The organism is Sinorhizobium fredii USDA 205, from assembly GCF_001461695.1.
Lineage (GTDB): Bacteria > Pseudomonadota > Alphaproteobacteria > Rhizobiales > Rhizobiaceae > Sinorhizobium > Sinorhizobium fredii.
This window is the reverse complement of the sequence record NZ_AUTC01000165.1, coordinates 22976-40574: the sequence shown is the minus strand read 5'-3', so window position 1 is coordinate 40574 and position 17599 is coordinate 22976. Positions and strand designations below refer to the sequence as shown.

At 63.5% G+C, this 17599-nt stretch carries 14 protein-coding genes and 1 pseudogene; 4 read left to right on the top strand and 11 right to left on the bottom strand.

Annotated elements, in window-relative coordinates; translation table 11 throughout:
• Nucleotides 1-316: 316 nt before the first annotated feature.
• Nucleotides 317-2272, top strand: a complete 1956-nt coding sequence (locus N181_RS24155; RefSeq protein ID WP_014329503.1) for a M23 family metallopeptidase — start codon at nucleotides 317-319, stop codon at nucleotides 2270-2272.
• A 71-nt stretch (nucleotides 2273-2343) separates the two neighbouring features.
• Here N181_RS24155 and clpB read toward each other — a convergent pair whose 3' ends face one another.
• From clpB to N181_RS24120, 7 genes and pseudogenes are all read right to left on the bottom strand, one after another.
• Entirely contained in the window at nucleotides 2344-4950 is a 2607-nt protein-coding gene (gene clpB, locus N181_RS24150) for an ATP-dependent chaperone ClpB (RefSeq protein WP_037394749.1), read from the bottom strand.
• A gap of 272 nt (nucleotides 4951-5222) precedes the next feature.
• Nucleotides 5223-5864 (bottom strand): DUF4167 domain-containing protein, encoded by a 642-nt coding sequence (locus N181_RS24145; RefSeq protein ID WP_014329505.1) that lies wholly within the window; start codon nucleotides 5862-5864, stop codon nucleotides 5223-5225.
• A 317-nt stretch (nucleotides 5865-6181) separates the two neighbouring features.
• Nucleotides 6182-7078 (bottom strand): peptide chain release factor N(5)-glutamine methyltransferase, encoded by an 897-nt coding sequence (gene prmC / locus N181_RS24140; protein WP_014329506.1) that lies wholly within the window; start codon nucleotides 7076-7078, stop codon nucleotides 6182-6184.
• A 7-nt stretch (nucleotides 7079-7085) separates the two neighbouring features.
• A pseudogene (gene prfA / locus N181_RS24135) lies at nucleotides 7086-8167 on the bottom strand (peptide chain release factor 1).
• Between the two features lie 84 nt (nucleotides 8168-8251).
• Nucleotides 8252-10519, bottom strand: coding sequence for a phosphoenolpyruvate--protein phosphotransferase (gene ptsP / locus N181_RS24130; RefSeq protein WP_014329508.1), 2268 nt, complete (start codon nucleotides 10517-10519; stop codon nucleotides 8252-8254).
• A 92-nt stretch (nucleotides 10520-10611) separates the two neighbouring features.
• Nucleotides 10612-11886 carry an aspartate kinase gene (locus N181_RS24125; protein ID WP_014329509.1) on the bottom strand — a complete coding sequence of 425 codons (1275 nt, stop codon included), beginning with the start codon at nucleotides 11884-11886 and terminating at the stop codon, nucleotides 10612-10614.
• Between the two features lie 184 nt (nucleotides 11887-12070).
• Complete coding sequence (locus N181_RS24120) at nucleotides 12071-13087, bottom strand: methyltransferase (RefSeq protein WP_037394743.1); 1017 nt, start codon at nucleotides 13085-13087, stop codon at nucleotides 12071-12073.
• Nucleotides 13088-13264: 177 nt separating this feature from the next.
• Here N181_RS24120 and N181_RS24115 point away from each other — a divergent pair, with 177 nt between their 5' ends.
• The 3 genes from N181_RS24115 to N181_RS24105 all read left to right on the top strand — a co-directional run bounded on the left by N181_RS24115 (nucleotide 13265) and on the right by N181_RS24105 (nucleotide 15064).
• On the top strand, nucleotides 13265-13810 hold the full coding sequence (locus tag N181_RS24115) for a dihydrofolate reductase family protein (RefSeq protein WP_014329511.1): 546 nt from the start codon (nucleotides 13265-13267) through the stop codon (nucleotides 13808-13810).
• Between the two features lie 121 nt (nucleotides 13811-13931).
• On the top strand, nucleotides 13932-14678 hold the full coding sequence (ubiG, locus tag N181_RS24110) for a bifunctional 2-polyprenyl-6-hydroxyphenol methylase/3-demethylubiquinol 3-O-methyltransferase UbiG (protein ID WP_037394740.1): 747 nt from the start codon (nucleotides 13932-13934) through the stop codon (nucleotides 14676-14678).
• Between the two features lie 14 nt (nucleotides 14679-14692).
• Nucleotides 14693-15064, top strand: coding sequence for a nuclear transport factor 2 family protein (locus N181_RS24105; RefSeq protein ID WP_037394737.1), 372 nt, complete (start codon nucleotides 14693-14695; stop codon nucleotides 15062-15064).
• Nucleotides 15065-15091: 27 nt separating this feature from the next.
• Here N181_RS24105 and N181_RS24100 read toward each other — a convergent pair whose 3' ends face one another.
• The 4 genes from N181_RS24100 to N181_RS24085 form a co-directional block, all read right to left on the bottom strand.
• The gene (locus N181_RS24100; protein WP_037394735.1) at nucleotides 15092-15520 is read right to left on the bottom strand and encodes a DUF1178 family protein; all 429 of its coding nucleotides are present in this window, start codon (nucleotides 15518-15520) and stop codon (nucleotides 15092-15094) included.
• Nucleotides 15517-16389 carry a carbon-nitrogen hydrolase family protein gene (locus N181_RS24095; RefSeq protein WP_037394733.1) on the bottom strand — a complete coding sequence of 291 codons (873 nt, stop codon included), beginning with the start codon at nucleotides 16387-16389 and terminating at the stop codon, nucleotides 15517-15519. The genes N181_RS24100 and N181_RS24095 overlap by 4 nt, the downstream gene beginning before the upstream one ends.
• A 101-nt stretch (nucleotides 16390-16490) precedes the next feature.
• Nucleotides 16491-16748: a glutaredoxin 3 gene (gene grxC / locus N181_RS24090; RefSeq protein ID WP_037394750.1), complete on the bottom strand. Its 258-nt coding sequence runs from the start codon at nucleotides 16746-16748 to the stop codon at nucleotides 16491-16493.
• Nucleotides 16749-16793: 45 nt separating this feature from the next.
• The gene (locus tag N181_RS24085; RefSeq protein ID WP_370008159.1) at nucleotides 16794-17570 is read right to left on the bottom strand and encodes a ComF family protein; all 777 of its coding nucleotides are present in this window, start codon (nucleotides 17568-17570) and stop codon (nucleotides 16794-16796) included.
• Nucleotides 17571-17599: the final 29 nt, after the last annotated feature.

The following is a 17599-nucleotide window of genomic DNA, read 5'->3' as shown; positions in this document are numbered from 1 at the left end:
TTATAGACCCGCACCCTCCAACACGTCAACAGGGTTCTTGGAAAAAAATGACAGTTTTCTGACAAAGCCCGGAAACACAGGGTTTGCCGCTCGAAGATTCTTTTCCACCCCTCTTGCGGCCTGTGGATTCACAATTTCGCCCTCACTTCTTCACAATCCGCCGATCTAAGCCAAATCACCTACGCTTCGTTTCGGGGCGCCGCGCCGGCCCACTCGGCCCGCGATTTGACTTCGGCGCGCGGAGCATGCACATCTTTCGCGCAACGTATCGACGTTAAGAATACGGCAAGAGCAATCAGGGGACCTCAAGCCTGGCATGATCAGCAACAGGAACATGCTGCGGTCGCTCGGCGATCAACCGCCGATCCTCGCGGATGGACGCCGCGCGCCGGACCGGCGCGAGATCTCCATGCGCTGGCTGTCGGGCACGTTCCTGACCGGCATCACGTCGAGCCTGCTGATGGGGGTGGCGCTTTTCGCCGCGCTCGACGGTCGCCAGCAGCTGGCAATCCCGGCCGAGGCCTTCGCGGCGCTCGATCCTGCCGCACCGGGTGCCGCGCCGATCAGTGCCGCCAAGCGCGGCAACCGGATTCTTTCGCCCAATATCGTCGCCAAGCCGGCCGACAAGACGGTCATGGAAGTCTCGACGATGATCCATGACGGCGAGAAGGAGGTGGTCCGCCGCCGGCCCTTCGTCCACGTCAAGATGGCGCTCGCCGCCAACCACCAGGCTTCGCAGGACTATCCCGCTTTCGACCCGCTGGCGATATTTTCGACGGACGAGGCAGAGGCCGAGCCGCCACCGGCGAAAACCGGCACCATCTACGGCTCCGACGTCGAATCCGAAGTGGCGCTCAAGACCGTCGATTTTCCGGTGAAGGGATCCGGCTTCAGCTTTGCCCCGTCGATGTCGCTCGACGAAGTGGAGGAGAATGTCCGCACCAACGGCTCCGTGCTGACCGAGGGCAACACCCAGGTCGCTTCGCTCTTCTATGTCGATCCGCAACGCTTCGCTTCCGACACCGACAACCTCGACCTGATCCAGGGCCTCTCGGCCCGGATCGTCGAGGAGAACATGACCGTCTCGACCCACGAGACCATCACCGAGCAGAGCACGGAATATGCCGACGACATCATCCCGGTTCGCCGTGCCACGCCGATCGCCACAGTGCTGGTGAATGCGGGCTACGCCAAGGCCCAGGCCGAGGACGCAGCCGGCTACCTCGAGACCTCGCTTGGCGCCAAGGAACTTGGCGCTGGAGACGTGCTGCGCATCGGCATCATCCAGAAGGGCGAGGAAGCAAGGATCGTTCGGGCGACGGTCTATTCGCGCAATCGCCACGTTCTGACAATGGCACTCGACGATCGCGGTCATTTCGTGCCTGGGGCCGAGCCTCCCAAACTCGATGCGGTCGCCACCGCCTTTGACGACAACGGAACGCCGGTGGTCACCACGGGTCACGATCTGCCGCGCGTCTATGACGGCATCTATCGAGCCACCCTCTCCTACGGCATGAACGCCGAGATGATTTCGCTGATCGTCAAGCTGCTGGCGAGCAATGTCGACTTCCAGGCGCAATTGAAGCCGACGGATTCGCTGGAAGCCTTCTTCTCCGTCACCGATGAAAGCGGGCAGGCGACGGAGGAATCCGAGCTTCTCTACGTCGATGCCAAGTTCGGCGATGCCGAAACGCGGTTCTACCGCTTCCAGGATCCGGACGACAATTCGATCGATTATTTCAACGAGGCCGGCAAGAGCATCCGCCAGTTCCTGTTGCGCAACCCGGTTCCGAACGGCCACTTCCGTTCCGGCTTCGGCATGCGTCGCCACCCGATCCTCGGTTTCTCGCGCATGCATACGGGCGTCGACTGGTCGGCGCCGCGCGGCACACCGATCATCGCCGCCGGCAATGGCGTCGTCGAAAAGGCGGGCTGGGACTCCGGCGGCTATGGGAACCAGACGCTGATCCGCCACGCCAATGGCTATGTCTCGTCCTACAACCACCAGAGCGCCATTGCCAAGAACGTCAAGCCCGGCGCAAAGGTCGTGCAGGGCCAGGTGATCGGCTGGGTCGGCACCACCGGTCTGTCGACCGGCCCGCATCTCCACTACGAGCTGATCGTCAACGGCAACAAGGTCGACCCCTTACGCATCCGCCTGCCGGGCGGCAAGTCGCTTTCCGGCGACGTCCTTGCCAAGTTCGAGAACGAGCGCGAGCGTATCGACGAACTCCTCGGCAAGGACGATCCGAGTGAGGTCGCAAGCCAATAGAGTCCTTCGCAACGGGCCAAAGAAAAAAGGCTGCCGTTTGACGGCAGCCTTTTATACTTCGAGAAACAGGATTACGCGGCTTCCTTGGCGGTAGCCGTGCCACGCTTGAAGTGCAGCCGGTCGGAGCCGGCAATGATCTTGATCGCCGATCCGTCCGGGAACTCGCCCTGCAGCATCTTCTCCGCCAGGGGGTCCTGGACATATTTCTGGATCGCTCGCTTCAGCGGTCGGGCGCCGTAGGCCGGGTCGTAACCCTTGTCGGCGAGGAAGGCGCGCGCCTCGTCCTCGAGCTCCAGCGTGATCTTGCGCTCGCCGAGCAGCTTGCGCAGCCGTTCCAGCTGGATATCGACGATCGCGCCCATTTCCGAGCGGCGCAGCCGGTGGAACAGGATGATCTCGTCGACCCGGTTCAGGAATTCCGGGCGGAAGGCGGTCCGCACTACCTCCATCACCTGGTCGCGGACCGCGTCGCTGTCCTCGTTCTCGCCGAGCCCGGTCAGGTATTCGGCGCCGAGGTTCGAGGTCATGATGATCATCGTGTTCTTGAAGTCGACGGTGCGGCCCTGACCATCGGTCAGACGGCCATCATCGAGCACCTGCAGCAGCACGTTGAAGACATCCGGATGCGCCTTTTCGATCTCGTCGAACAGCACGACCTGATAGGGCCGCCGGCGGACGGATTCGGTGAGTGCGCCGCCCTCCTCATAGCCGACATAGCCGGGCGGTGCACCGATCAGCCGGGCGACCGAGTGCTTCTCCATGTATTCCGACATGTCGATGCGCATCAGCGCCGACTCGTCGTCGAACAGGAAGCGGGCTAGCGCCTTGGTAAGCTCCGTCTTGCCGACGCCGGTGGGGCCGAGGAAGATGAACGAGCCGATCGGCCGGTTCGGGTCTTGAAGGCCCGCGCGGGCACGGCGGACGGCGCGGGACACGGCCTGCACGGCATCGCCCTGGCCGACGACCCATTTCGCCAGCTCGTCTTCCATCCTCAGCAGCTTGTCGCGCTCGCCTTCGAGCATCTTGTCGACCGGAATGCCGGTCCAGCGCGACACGACATGGGCGATGTTGTCGGGAATGACGACCTCCTGCACCATGGCGTTGGCACTCGAACTATCCTGGCTCTCCGCCTCGGCAAGCTCCTTCTCGAGCGTCGGGATGACGCCATAGGCAAGCTCACCCGCCCGCTGGAATTCACCCTTGCGCTGGACGATCTGCAGCTCGTTGCGCGCCTCGTCAAGCTGCTTCTTGAGGTCGGCGGCCCGACCGAGTTTCTGCTTCTCCGCCTGCCAGCGGGCCGTCAGTGCCGCCGCCTGCTCCTCCAGCGCCGCAAGGTCGAGCTCCAGCTTTTCGAGGCGGTCCTTCGAGGAGACATCGGTCTCCTTCTTCAGGGCCTCGCGCTCGATCTTCAGCTGGATGACGCGCCGGTCGAGCTCGTCGAGCTCCTCCGGCTTGGAATCGACCTGCATCCTGAGCCGCGACGCCGCCTCGTCCATGAGGTCGATCGCCTTGTCGGGCAGGAAACGGTCCGTGATGTAGCGATTGGATAGGGTCGCGGCGGCGACCAGCGCGGAATCGGAAATCCGTACCTTGTGGTGCTGCTCGTATTTTTCCTTGAGGCCGCGCAGGATGGAGATCGTGTCCTCGACCGTCGGCTCCTCGACCATCACCGGCTGGAACCGGCGGGCAAGGGCCGCATCCTTCTCGACATGCTTGCGGTATTCGTCGAGCGTCGTCGCGCCGACGCAGTGCAATTCGCCGCGCGCCAGCGCAGGCTTCAGGAGGTTTGAGGCGTCCATCGCCCCATCCGCCTTGCCGGCCCCGACCAGCGTATGCATCTCGTCGATGAAGAGGATGATCTCGCCCTCTTCGGCGCGCACCTCGTTGAGCACCGCCTTCAGCCGCTCCTCGAACTCGCCGCGGTACTTCGCACCGGCAATCAGAGCGCCCATGTCGAGCGCCATCAGGCGCTTGTCCTTGAGGCTCTCCGGCACGTCGCCATTGACGATCCTCAGCGCCAGGCCTTCGGCGATCGCTGTCTTGCCGACGCCCGGCTCGCCGATCAGCACCGGATTGTTCTTGGTGCGGCGCGACAACACCTGGATCGTGCGGCGGATTTCGTCATCCCGGCCGATAACCGGATCGAGCTTGCCGTCCCGCGCTTCCTCGGTGAGATCGCGCGCGTATTTCTTCAACGAATCGAAACCCTGCTCGGCATTGGCGCTGTCGGCGGTCCGGCCCTTGCGGATCTCGTTGATGACCTGGTTGAGTTTCGTCGGCGTGATGCCCGCTTTCGTGAGGATCGAGGCCGTCGCGGCGGAGCTTTCGATCGCCAGCGCCAGAAGCAGCCGCTCGACGGTCACGAAGCTGTCGCCGGCTTTCTTGGCCGCCTCTTCCGCCGCAGTGAAAACCTTGGCGAGCGGTTGCGACAGGTAGACGGAGCCGCTGCCGCCGGTGACTTTCGGAAGCTTCGCCAACGCCGCGGCCGTGCCGGCACGCGCCTCGCGCGCATCACCGCCGGCCCGTTCGATGAGCGAAGCCGCCATGCCTTGGTCGTCGTCGAGCAGGACCTTCAGGACGTGCTCCGGCGTGAATTGCTGGTGCCCTTCGGCCAACGCATGGGTCTGCGCGGATTGCAGGAAGCCGCGGACGCGCTCGGAATATTTCTCGATATTCATATCTTACCTCCATTGCCCGGCTAGCCCATCGTCGTGGCACTGGCCGGCGTTTCAGGATCAGGCTCCCGCATTCGGCAAGCCGGCATTGATTGACTGATCCCGCATGGTGAGGGATCAGGTCTTCGAAGCGAATATGGGGCGATATTTTCGGAAATTAAAGGGCGTCGGAAGGCGGCGTTCGGCGAAATTCCTTCTCGTCGAACCGCACTAAAAGCGCAAAGCCCGGCCGTGGGGCCGGGCTTCGAAAAGAAGAAATTTGGAAAGCCTGCTGTTTATTCCGATGCCGCCAGGGCGGCAGCGTCGCCGGCCGGTTGGCCTTCCGCGGCAGGCTCGTCCGAGGCATTGCGGCGCGGCTGGCGACGTGGTCGGGAGGCACTGCGGCGCCGGGATGCCGAGCGGCCGGAAGCCGCAGACGTTTCCTCGTCCATCGCGACTTCGGCGGGTACGCCTTCGATCACCGGCTGCGGGCCGGAGCCGTCGATAACCGGTTGCGGTTCGCTGACCGTCGGCGCCGCCACAGGCGCAGCCGCCGCCGGAGCCGGCTCGGCATAGACCTGATCCAGATCGTCCTGGTCGCGGTCGATATCGCGATCCTGGTAGTCCTGGCGCTCTTCGCGCTGGAAGCGGTCCTGCATCTGGGCCTGTGCCGCCGCAATGATGCGGTTGTAGTGCTCGGCATGCTGCAGGTAGTTTTCCGCCATCACACGATCGCCGGAGCTCTGGGCGTCGCGTGCAAGCGCTGAATATTTCTCGGCGATATGCTGGGCGGTACCGCGAATTTTCACGTCCGGGCCGGAGCTGTCGTAGGTCCGCGTCAAGGGGTTGGATCCCTTGCGGTTATTGTTGTTGTTATTGTTGCTTCCGTTGTTGTTATTCCGCCCACGGCCGCGCTTGTTCTGCTGTCCTGGCCTCATAGTCCATTCACCTGAATTTTCTTGCTAATGATGATCATATGGTTCCGTATCCCGGCCGGATTGTCCGCGCCCGAGAAAACACGCGCCATGGCAGACCGCCTGTTCGCGATCCCGGCGCCGGCTGACGTCAAATTAACAGGTACCCGCACAAGGCACTGTCGAACCCTAGCAACTCTTTCTTGAGAGCAATCCCCGTGGCCAGGTCATACTGGAACGAATCTCCGGTCCATGACCTTCTGCCCAGTGCGTGGCCAGAAACTAGCCCGCTTCCTTGGGGATTCCAAGCCCTTTCTTTGCTCTTCCAGAAAAGAGGGGCGCTAGTGCAGCATTTTTTCAACGGTCGTGCTGCCTTTGACGTCCTGCTCGAATATCAGGACCCGGTCGTTGCCGCCGAGATCCAAGGCGCTCTCAAGCAAGCGAAAGCCCTGCGCCTCGAACAGCGCCGCCACAGCCTGCTTTTGATCGAAACCGATTTCCAAGCCTATTATGCCGTCCGCTTCAAGGTGTCGTCCGGCGTGAAGAGCGATGGCACGGTAGGCATCAAGCCCGTCATTTCCGCCATCCAGGGCGGCAGCCGGATCGAAGTATCTCACTTCCGGCTCAAGCTCGGCTACGACTTTGGACCGGATATACGGCGGATTTGAGACGATGATGTCGAACCGCCCTTCCACCGTCTCGAACCAGTCGCTTCGAAGTGTCTGGAACCGATCGGCGAGCCCGTTCCTCTTCGCGTTTTCGCGTGCCGTCGCCAAGGCGTCTTCGGATATGTCGGTGCCGAGGCCTCGCGCGTCAAGTGCCGCGGCAAGAAGAGCGAGGCAAATCGCTCCGGTGCCTGTTCCCAGATCGATGAGCCGGCAGTGCCCTTTCCGGGCGGCAATCCGCCGCACGAGCGGTACCAGGCAATCGACGAGCGTTTCGGTGTCCGGCCGCGGTTCCAGCGTTTCCTTCGAAAGCTTGAAAGTCAGTCCATGGAACTCCCGCTCGCCGAGGATGCGATAGACCGGCTCTCGAGCCGCGCGGCGTTCGACGGCGGCACGGATACGTGCTGCATCTTGCGGGCTGAGCGGCTCCCCTCCCCTCGCCATCAGGCCGGCGAGCGAGACGCCGAGGAGACCGGAGACCAGGTGCCGGGCGTCGACCGCCGCTCCTTCGATGCCGGCTTCCTTCAACCGATCGCGGCTCTCGGCAAGCAGCCTGTCCAGTGTCTCGGGCATCGCCGGCTCAATTCTGCCGTTCGCCGAGCAGGGCGAGCTGGCTTGCCTGATGGTCCGCAAGCAAGGCGTCGACGACCTCGTCGATCTCCCCCTCCATCATCCGGTCGAGCTTGTAGAGCGTCAGGTTGATTCGGTGGTCGGTCAGGCGGCCCTGCGGAAAATTATAGGTGCGGATGCGCTCCGAGCGGTCGCCGGACCCCACCTGGCTCTTGCGGTCGGCGGACCGCTCGCTGTCGGCGCGCTGACGCTCCATGTCGAAGAGCCGCGAGCGCAGCACCTGCATGGCCTTGGCGCGGTTCTGGTGCTGCGACTTTTCCGAGCTCGTGACGACGATGCCGGTCGGCAGATGGGTAATGCGGACCGCCGAGTCCGTGGTGTTGACGTGCTGACCGCCCGCCCCCGAAGAACGCATCGTGTCGATGCGGATGTCCTCCGCCCGGATCTCGATGTCGATCTCCTCGGCTTCCGGCAGCACGGCGACGGTCGCCGCCGATGTGTGGATGCGGCCGCTCGCTTCGGTCTCCGGCACGCGCTGCACCCGATGCACGCCCGACTCGAACTTCAGCCGCGAGAACACGCCGCGCCCCGAAACCGTCGCGATGATTTCCTTGTAGCCACCGGCTTCACCCTCGCTCGCCGAGAGCACCTCGACGCGCCAGCCCTTGCCTGCTGCGTAGCGCTCATACATGCGGAAAAGGTCGCCGGCAAAGAGCGCCGCTTCCGAGCCGCCGGTGCCGCGCGGATTTCGAGGATGGCGCTCTTTTCGTCGGCCGCGTCCTTCGGCAGGAGCAGGATCTGGATCTCCTGCTCGAGCGCTTCGATCCGCTCCTCCACCTCGGGCCTTTCCATCTCCGCGAGGTCGCGCATGTCCTTGTCCGTCGCCCGGTCGGCGAGCAACACCTCGATGTCGGCAAGCTCGGCGGTCGCCTTTTCGTAGGCACGAATCTTCGTCACCACCGGCTGCAACTCGGAATATTCGGAGGCGAGCTTCACATAGACATCGGCCGCGGGGCCGGCGGACATCCGCGCCTCGATCTCTGCGAACCGCCGCTCGAGCTCGCGCATCTTTTCAACAGGAAGCTTTGCCAACTCTCACCCCAAACACTGTCGCTTCAAACGCGTCCACCCCGCCCGAACCAGATCCGGACGAGGACAAAGACGCTCTCAGTCAATCTATACCGGTATGCCGTTGGCCGCCGCGAAATCGACCAGAAGCTGGCGGACCGGCGTCTCCGATCTTACGTCGTCCAGGGCGGCGTTCAGGACTTCGGCCAGCTTGTCCGCATCGAGCGCCAGCAACATGGCCTTGACCGGACCGACCGCGGTCGGCGCCATGGACACCGAGCGGAAGCCGATCCCGAGCAGCGCCATGGCCGAAAGCGGCTTGCTCGCCATCTCGCCGCAGAGTGTCACCGGCGTATCGTTGCGTTCTCCGGCGCGCACGATGTCACGCAGGATCCTCAGGAACGGCCGGCCGAGAGTGTCGAAACGGTCGGAAACGCGCGCATTGCCGCGATCGACGGCCATGGCGAACTGGAAGAGATCGTTCGAGCCGACCGAGACGAAATCCACCTCGGCCATCAGCTCGTCGAGCTGCCAGAGCAGGGCCGGCACCTCCAGCATCGCCCCGAACTGCAGCTTGCGCGGCAATTGCTCGCCGAGCTTCGACTGCCGTTCGATCTCCTTCTGCAGGAGCTCGCGCGCGACTTTCAGCTCCGTCACCTCCGTCACCATCGGCAGCATCAGCTTGAACTCGGCGCCGGCCGCCGCACGCAGCATGGCTCGGAACTGGGTGCGCAGCAGACCCGGCCGGTCGAGCGAAAGCCGGATGGCACGCCAGCCGAGCGCCGGATTTTCCTCTTCCGCGGCGCGGAAATAGGGAACCACCTTGTCGCCGCCGATATCGAGCGTGCGGAACGTCACCGGCTTGCCGCCCGTCTGTTTCAGGACGTTGCGGTAGAAGGCTTCCTGTTCTTCCGCCTTCGGCATCGTCGAGGCAATCATGAACTGCAGTTCGGTGCGGAACAGGCCGATGCCCTCGGCGCCCGCTTCGTTCAAGTGCGGCAGATCGACCAGGAGCCCGGCGTTCATCTGCAGCGTGATGCGCTTGCCGTCCTTCGTCAGCGGCTCGACGTCCTTGAGCGCCCTGAACTGCGCCTGGCGGCGGGCGCGGAAGCGCACCTTTTCCTCGTAGGAGCGCTGCAGGTCGGCGACCGGCCGCATATGCACCTTCGCGTCGTCGCCGTCGACGATGATTGCGTCGCGGTTTTCCGCAAGCGCCACGGCCCCCGCCGCCTGCCCAACGACCGGAATCCCCATGGCGCGTGCAACGATCACCACATGGCTGGTGACCGCGCCCTCTTCCAACACCAGGCCGCGGACGTTTTCGCGCGGATAGTCGAGCAGTTCGGCCGCACCCATGGCGCGCGCCACGATGATCGCGTCGCTCGGGAAGTCGGACGCCGAGAGCTTGGCGCCGTAGCCGGAGAGCTGGCGCAACAGCCGATTGGCGAGGTCGTCAAAGTCGTGCATCCGCTCGCGCAGATAGGGATCCGTCAGGCGGATCATCCGCGCCTTGGTTTCGCTCTGCACGCGCTCGACCGCCGCCTCCGCCGTCAGGCCGTTGCGGATCGCTTCCTCGAGCTTTCTCACCCAGCCCCGGTCATGGGCGAACATGCGGTAGGTCTCGAGCACGGCGCGATGCTCGCCCTCCATCGACACGTCGCGCCGGGACAGCATGTCGTCGATCGAGATGCGCAGCGACCCGAGCGCCTCGGCGAGGCGCTGCAGCTCGTGCTCCGTGTCCTCGTTGAGCAGGTTGGTGACGACGATCCTCGGCTCGTGCAGCACCACATAGCCAAGGCCGATGCCTTCGCCATAGCTGTTGCCTTCGATCGAGACGGGGCGTGAAAGATCCAGCTCGAGGCCCGGCTTGGTGATCTTCTTGAGCTCGCCGGTCGCAACCATCTCGGCAAGCACCATGGCGGTCGTCTCGAGCGCCTCGACCTCGTCCTCGCGGTAGTTGCGCATCGCCTTGTTCTGCACGACGAGAACGCCGAGCGCGCGTCCGGTGCGCAGGATCGGAACGCCGAGGAACGAGTGGTAGATTTCCTCGCCTGTCTCCGGAAGATAGGTGAAGGCCGGATGCGCCTGCGCGTCGGAGAGATTGAGAGGACGCGCCGAAGCGGCGATGGTGCCGACGAGGCCCTGGCCCATCTTCAGTTGTGCCAGGTGTACGGCGGTCTTGTTCAGACCTTCGGTGGCGTAAAGCTCGAGCACCCCGTCAGAGCGCAGCACATAGACCGAGCACACTTCCGCGACCATGTTCTGTGCGATCTGGCGCACGATCCGGTCAAGGCGCTCCTGCGGCTCGAGCGGTTCCGCCATGAGCTCGCGCAACCGCTTGAGGAGAACGCGCGGACCCGCGGAAAGGTCTCTCATCGCGTAGGGTCTCCCGAATAAGAATAAACGACGGCACGTGACGGGAAGCGCGGCCTTTGCCGGCCGCGAATCCCCAATCGAATGCCTGCTGCCTAACTCTTATCCAGACCGTAGGCGGAATGCAAAGTGCGAACCGCCAATTCCGCATATGGACCGTCGATCAGGATGGAAATCTTGATCTCGGAGGTGGTGATCGCCTTGATGTTGATGCCCTTGTCGGCAAGCGCGCGGAAGGCGGAGGCGGCAACGCCCGCATGGCTGCGCATGCCGATGCCGATGACCGAAACCTTGACGAGGCCGGATTCCGATTGGACGACGTCGTAGCCGATCTTCTCCTTGTTGTCGGAGAGCACCTTCAGCGCCTTGTTGACGTCGCCGGACGGCACGGTGAAGGTCATGTCCGTCTTGGAGCCGTCTTCGGAAATGTTCTGGACGATCATATCGACGTTGATATGGGCTTCGGCGAGCGGCCCGAAGATCGCGGCGGAAACGCCCGGCCGGTCGGCCAGGCGACGCAGCGAGATCTGGGCTTCATCCTTGGCGTAGGCGATGCCGGTTACGACTTCCTGTTCCACGATCTCATCCTCATCACAAATCAGCGTACCGGGCGGGTTCAGAAGGTCACCCATGCCCGGCGCATCGGGATCCTCAAAAGAAGAGCGCACGAAGGTACGCACCTTGTGCACCATGGCGAGCTCGACCGAGCGCACCTGCAGGACCTTGGCGCCGAGGGAGGCCATTTCCAGCATTTCCTCGAAGGCGATCTTTTTCAATCGCCGCGCCTTCGGTTCGATGCGCGGATCGGTCGTGTAGACGCCGTCGACGTCGGTATAGATATCGCAGCGGTCGGCCTTGACGGCGGCCGCGATCGCAACAGCGGAAGTATCGGAGCCGCCGCGACCGAGCGTCGCCATACGATTGTCCGGACCGAGCCCCTGGAAGCCGGCGACGACCGCCACCTGGCCCTCGCCCATGCGGCGGATGATATCGGCGCCGTCGATGTCGAGGATGCGGGCCGCGCCATGCGCGTTGTCGGTCTTGATAGGCAGCTGCCAGCCCTGCCAGGAGCGGGCATTGATTCCCATCGACTGCAGCGCGATCGCCAGCAGACCGGAGGTCACCTGTTCGCCGGAGGCGACGACAGCATCATATTCCCGGGCGTCGTAGAACGGCGCATTCGAGCCAGCGACCTTCGGCATGTTCTCGACCCAGCCGACCAGCTCGTTGGTCTTGCCGGACATCGCGGAGACGACGACCGCAACCTCGTGGCCGGCGTCGACTTCGCGTTTCACATGGCGGGCGACATTGTGGATGCGGTTCAAATCTGCGACGGAGGTTCCGCCGAATTTCATCACGATGCGTGCCATTTCGCCTCTACCGTACCAACATGTTTCGCGCCTCAGCCCGACAGTGCTCCCGCCGGCGCTGACGATCAAAAAGCAGAGACTTCTCGGACATCGGCCAGCCACCGCTTCGGGGAGCGGAAAGTCGGGGCGTCTCTTAGCGGATCAGGGAGCGGCGTGCAATGGGAGGAAGGAGGAGTCTTGAGCGTCAAGAAGGCGCGGCCTCCAGGATGGAGACTGGGGATGCCGTGGGCATGACCTTCGTCAATTCGAAACCCGCCTCAGCCAGCAAGCCGCCATACTCGGCCTCGGTACGTTCGCGCGCCCGGCCGAACATCGCCATCATCTGCATGTCGATGAGATATTCCGTCTGCCGCCCGAGCGATGGGTCAACCGGCATAAGGGCTTCAACGATCAGCAGCCGGCTGCCCTCCGGCGTCGCCGCCCTGCAGGATTGCAGAATTCGCAGCGCCGCTTCGTCGGGCCAGTCATGCAAGACGCGCACCAGCATGTAGCAATCCGCCCCCGACGGCAGCTTCTCGAAGAAGCTGCCCGCCTGCGTCGTCATCCGCCCCTCGGCCAGCATGGCGGGCGGGACGGCCGCAATGACATCGGCGCGATCGAAAAGAATGCCACGCAGCCCCGGATGTCGTGCAATGATCCGGCGCAACGTCTCGCCATTGCCACCGCCGACGTCCACGACCAAGCCAGTGCCGGAGAAATCATAGGAGTCGGCGACGGCATTATGCCGATTGTCCGGAAAATGCGCCATGAACGCGTCGAAAAGCCGTCCCTCTGCCGGATGGTCGCGCAGATAGCTGAAGCGATCCGTTCCCCAGGCCGCCTCATGGGGCACCCGGTCGTGGAGCGCCACATCCAGAAATTCCCACGCACGCCACGAACCGGGCGTGGTCCAGAAGCGCGCGCTGTGAGAGAGGCTTTGCGGCGCATCGGCTCTCAGGAGCAGCGAGCGCGGCGTGTGGGCGACGTTCCCGTTCTGGTCGAGCCGGAATATTCCGAAGGCGGCGAGCGCCCGCACGGCGCGCAACAACGGCGCGGCGAGGACGCCGCTTTCCCTTGCGAGCGCGGCAATGCTCATCGAGGTCTCCGGCGCTATCCGGTCGGCAATCTCGAGATCGGCCACCAGCCGAATGATCCGCGACACCTGAAAGCCGCGGATGAGAAGGTCCAGCGCCAGTCGGTCATCATCACCACAACCGGACATTCGTCTCACCCACGCACAAAGTCGCCCCGGCAGGAGAATAAGCCGATCCGACCAAGAACGCCATGTTCGCCGCATAAATGCTTGCTATATAAAACCACTTGTAAAAATGAATCGGTTTTGTCATTCTGGAATTCAAGGCAGAGATTTCGACAGCCACGCTCAACCGGAGGAGAGACTATGCGCAAGGTCATCATGTGGGACATGGTCAGCGTCGACGGATTCTTCGAGGCGCCGGGACACGACATCGACTGGTTCGTCTTCGAGGACGAGCTTGCCGCCTATATCGGCGAGACCCAGTTGGAAGCCGATACCCTGCTCTTCGGCCGCGCGACCTACGAGATGATGGCGGCCTATTGGCCGTCGGCGGAGGGCGACATCGCCACCTTCATGAACGGCGCCGAGAAATTCGTCTTCTCGAGGACGCTCCAGAGCGCCGCCTGGAACAACACGACCCTCATCGCCGGCGACGCCGTCGCCGAGGTCGAGCGTCTGAAGGAGCGCGAAGGCGGCACGATCTTCATTTTCGGCAGCGCCGATTTCGCCGCCACGCTCACCGCCGAGGGACTGGTCGACGAGTACCGTCTCGGCATCAATCCGGTGCTGCTCGGCAAAGGCACGCCGCTCTTTCAGAATATTCCCGAACGCACCAAGCTGGAGCTCACCCATGTCCGCCCGCTGAAGTCCGGCGTCGTCATCCTGCAGTATCGGCCTGCCAAGCTCTGAACGGTCGCATCGCCGCCCCTTGACATCGCCCGTCGATCGTCCGACTTCACGGACAGATGAGGCGATGGTCGGGCAAGTCAGGCTGCCCCGCGCCCCAACCGGACAAGGCGAGGAGGCTGCGATGAGCGAGACGGCACGCACGACGATCGACCAGAGCGAGGTGGACCGTTTCTCGGCGATGGCGGCCGAGTGGTGGGATCCAACCGGCAAGTTCCGGCCGCTGCACAAGTTCAATCCGGTGCGCCTCGCCTATATCCGCGACAAGGTGTGCGAACAGTTGGGCCGCGACCCGAAAAGCCCGCAGCCGCTCAAAGGCCTGCGCCTTCTCGATATCGGCTGCGGCGGCGGACTTTTGTCCGAGCCGATGGCCCGCATGGGAGCGGACGTCCTGGGGGCGGACGCTTCGGAAAAGAATATCGGCATTGCCAGGACGCATGCGGCGGGCAGCGGTGTGACCGTCGATTACCGCGCCGTGACCGCCGAAGCTCTGGCCGACGCCGGCGAGAGTTTCGATATCGTCCTCAACATGGAGGTCGTCGAGCATGTCGCCGATGTCGATTTCTTTATGACGACCTGTGCCCATATGGTGCGGCCGGGGGGCCTGATGTTCGTCGCCACCATCAACCGCACGCTGAAGGCCGCGGCGCTCGCCATCTTCGCGGCCGAGAACGTGTTGCGCTGGCTGCCGCGCGGTACCCACCAGTATGAAAAGCTGGTCCGCCCGGAAGAGCTGGAAAAGCCGCTCGAAGCCAGCGGCATGCAGGTCACCGAGCGCACCGGCGTGTTCTTCAATCCGCTCGCCAATCAGTGGAACCTGTCGAAGGACATGGACGTCAATTATATGATCGTCGCCAAACGGCCGCTCTGAGCGAGGCGGGGGCGATGGACATTCGATCGACACTGATGGAGCTCTTAGAGGCGTTCAACGCGCATGATCTTGATCGCATCATGGCGTGCTTTTCAGACGATTGCCTCTTGGAGATGCCGCGGGGAAGCAGTCCTTGGGGCTCTCGCTTCGAGGGCAAACAGAGCGTGCAGGCAGCGCTGGCGACACGCTTTGAAGGCTTGCCGGATGTCCATTACGGCAACGCAGAGCATTTCGTGGATCCGACTGCCGATACCGGCATCTCGAAATGGATCCTCACAGGCACCACCCACGAGGGGACGAGACTGGAGGTCCAAGGCTGTGACTTCTACACGTTTCGCGACGGCAAGGTGTTCCGCAAGGATTCTTATTGGAAGATAGTGGAGTAAGCGATCCGCGGCGTTTGTCGCACGCTCTCAGTTCGCGTCGTCCGGAAGTACCGGCAGCGGTGCGATCTCGATACCTTCCTCAAGAAGGGCCGTCGCCTCATCCGCGGTCGCCTTGCCGATCAGGCCGCGCTGCTCGGCCTCGCCGTAGTGGATCTTGCGGGCCTCTTCCGGAAAGCGGTCGCCGACATCTTCGGCATTGGCGCGGATCGTTTTCACCATGTCCCTCAATTTGGTGATCGTTTCCTTCTGCGCCTGGTCCATGACCAGGGCCTGCCGGGCGTCCTTCTTGCGCGCGGTGGAAACGGAGGGCGCCATCAACTGCTTGCTGACGGAGCCGGAACCACAGACGGGACAGGTGACGAGATGACCCTTGGACTGCCGGTCGAAGTCTTCGCTCGACGAGAACCAGCCTTCGAAACCGTGGCCATTGTCACAGGAGAGATTATAGCGGATCACGCTGCGACGCCTCCTTTCCCCGCCGGGATCACTTCGTCCAACATGAAATCGCGGGCGTTCTTGAGATTGGGAATGCGCACCCGCGCGCCATGCACCGCCGCCACGTCGATCTCCGCGATGAGGACCGCTTCACCGGTCGGGCCGGCCTGGGCGAGCACCCTGCCCCAGGGATCGACGATCATCGAGTGCCCGAATGTCTCCCGCCCGTCCTCGTGCTGCCCCGCCTGGGCTGCGGCGACGACGAACAGGCCGTTCTCGATGGCACGGGCCCTGAGCAGGATTTCCCAATGCGCCTCGCCGGTCTGGCGCGTGAAGGCGGCCGGCACCGACATGACCTCGGCGCCGGCGACCGCCTGCTGGCGGAAGAGCTCCGGAAAGCGGACATCATAGCAAATCGAGAAACCGAGTTTGCCGAAGGGGAGGTCGACCATGCGCGCCGTCGCGCCGGGGCGATAGACGGCGCTCTCGCGCCAGCTTTCGCCATTGTCCAGATCCACGTCGAACATGTGGATCTTGTCGTAGTCGCAGATCTTCGCCCCGTCCGGCCCGAACAGGAAGCCGCGGTTGGCAACCTTGCCATCCTGAAGATCGATCGGCGTGGAACCGACATGAAGATATACGCCCAACTCGCCGGCAAGACGCGCCGCCTCCCGCACGATGATATCGTTGGCTTCGTCTCTTAGCACCGAACGCAGTCCCGCCCGGTCCCGCTGGATGGCGCCGGTCATCTCGGGCGTCTGGATGTAGCTGGCGCCTTCGGAAGCGGCCTTGCGCACCAGCCTCGCCATCGATTCCGCATTCCTTGCCGGATCGACGCCGGAGCACATCTGGACGGCGGCAGCCCTGAAAGTCGCAGCCCTGAAAGTCATTGTTCTTTTCTCCCGAGCCGAAGGATCAGGTCGACGCGACCCGGATCATTCCTTCCGGCCTTCCTGCGATACTGAGCGCCGTTCAGGCACATCACCTCAACTCAAGCCGCGAGCATCTCGTCGAGCTTGCCGGCATGATCGAGTGCATGCAGATCGTCGCATCCGCCGACAGGGACATCGTTGATGAAGATCTGCGGAAAGGTCCTGCCGCCATTGGATTTTTCGATCATCGTCTGGCGAAGCGACGGGTCATAGGTCGCGTCATGCTCGACGAAATCGACACCTTTGCTCTCCAGAAGTTTTTTGGCCCTTGTGCAATATCCACAGAACTGACGCGTATAGATGACCACAGAAGCCATGATTTCGAACTGCTCCTCAACCGGCATTTTGCCGGACATTTTTCGTCATATAGGCTCGGACAGCGCCATTGCAAAGGTCAAAACCGTGACGTCGCCAGCTCTCGCCCGCTTCAGAGCACGGGTGGCGGCCGCGACCGTTGCGCCCGTCGTATAGACGTCATCGACGAGCACGATGCGTTTCCCCTCGAGGCTGGGCCTGACGCTTTCAGGGACGGCAAAGGCGCCGCGCACATTCTCCTCGCGTGCCCGCGCCCCGAGCCCGACCTGCCGGCGGGTGCGCCTGATACGGCGAAGCGCCTCCGGCCGATAGGGCTTGCCGGCCCGCTCTGAGATGCAGCGCGCAAGCTCCGCCGACTGGTTGAACTTTCGCCGCCAGAGCCGAAATGCGTGGAGCGGGACCGGCACGATCATGTCCGCCGCCGCGACGGCACCGTCGCTCGCCCGGATCATCCATTCGGCCATCATCGGCGCGAGATCGGTGCGGTCGCGATATTTGAGTCCATGCACCAGATCGCGGGCAATCCCCTCGTGAAGTGAAACCGAACGCAGCCGGTCGAAGTCCGGCGGATTGGCGATCGCTTGGGGCGAAACCGCGCCCGGTCCCGGATCGACGGCGAAGGGTGAACCGAGGACCTCGCAATAGGGCCGTTCTATCAGGCGCAAACCCGCCCAGCAGGCCGGGCAGACCGCGTGCGGATCGCCGGTCAGCCGGCCGCAACCGCAACAGACGGGCGGGAATACGAGATTGACCGTCGCGGCGCCGAACGCCCCGAAATGCGCGCCTAGGCGCTTCGCCCGATTTCTCCAGCCATCCCGTTCCATAAGGTTGACTTTGTTCCCTTCAGGGTTTC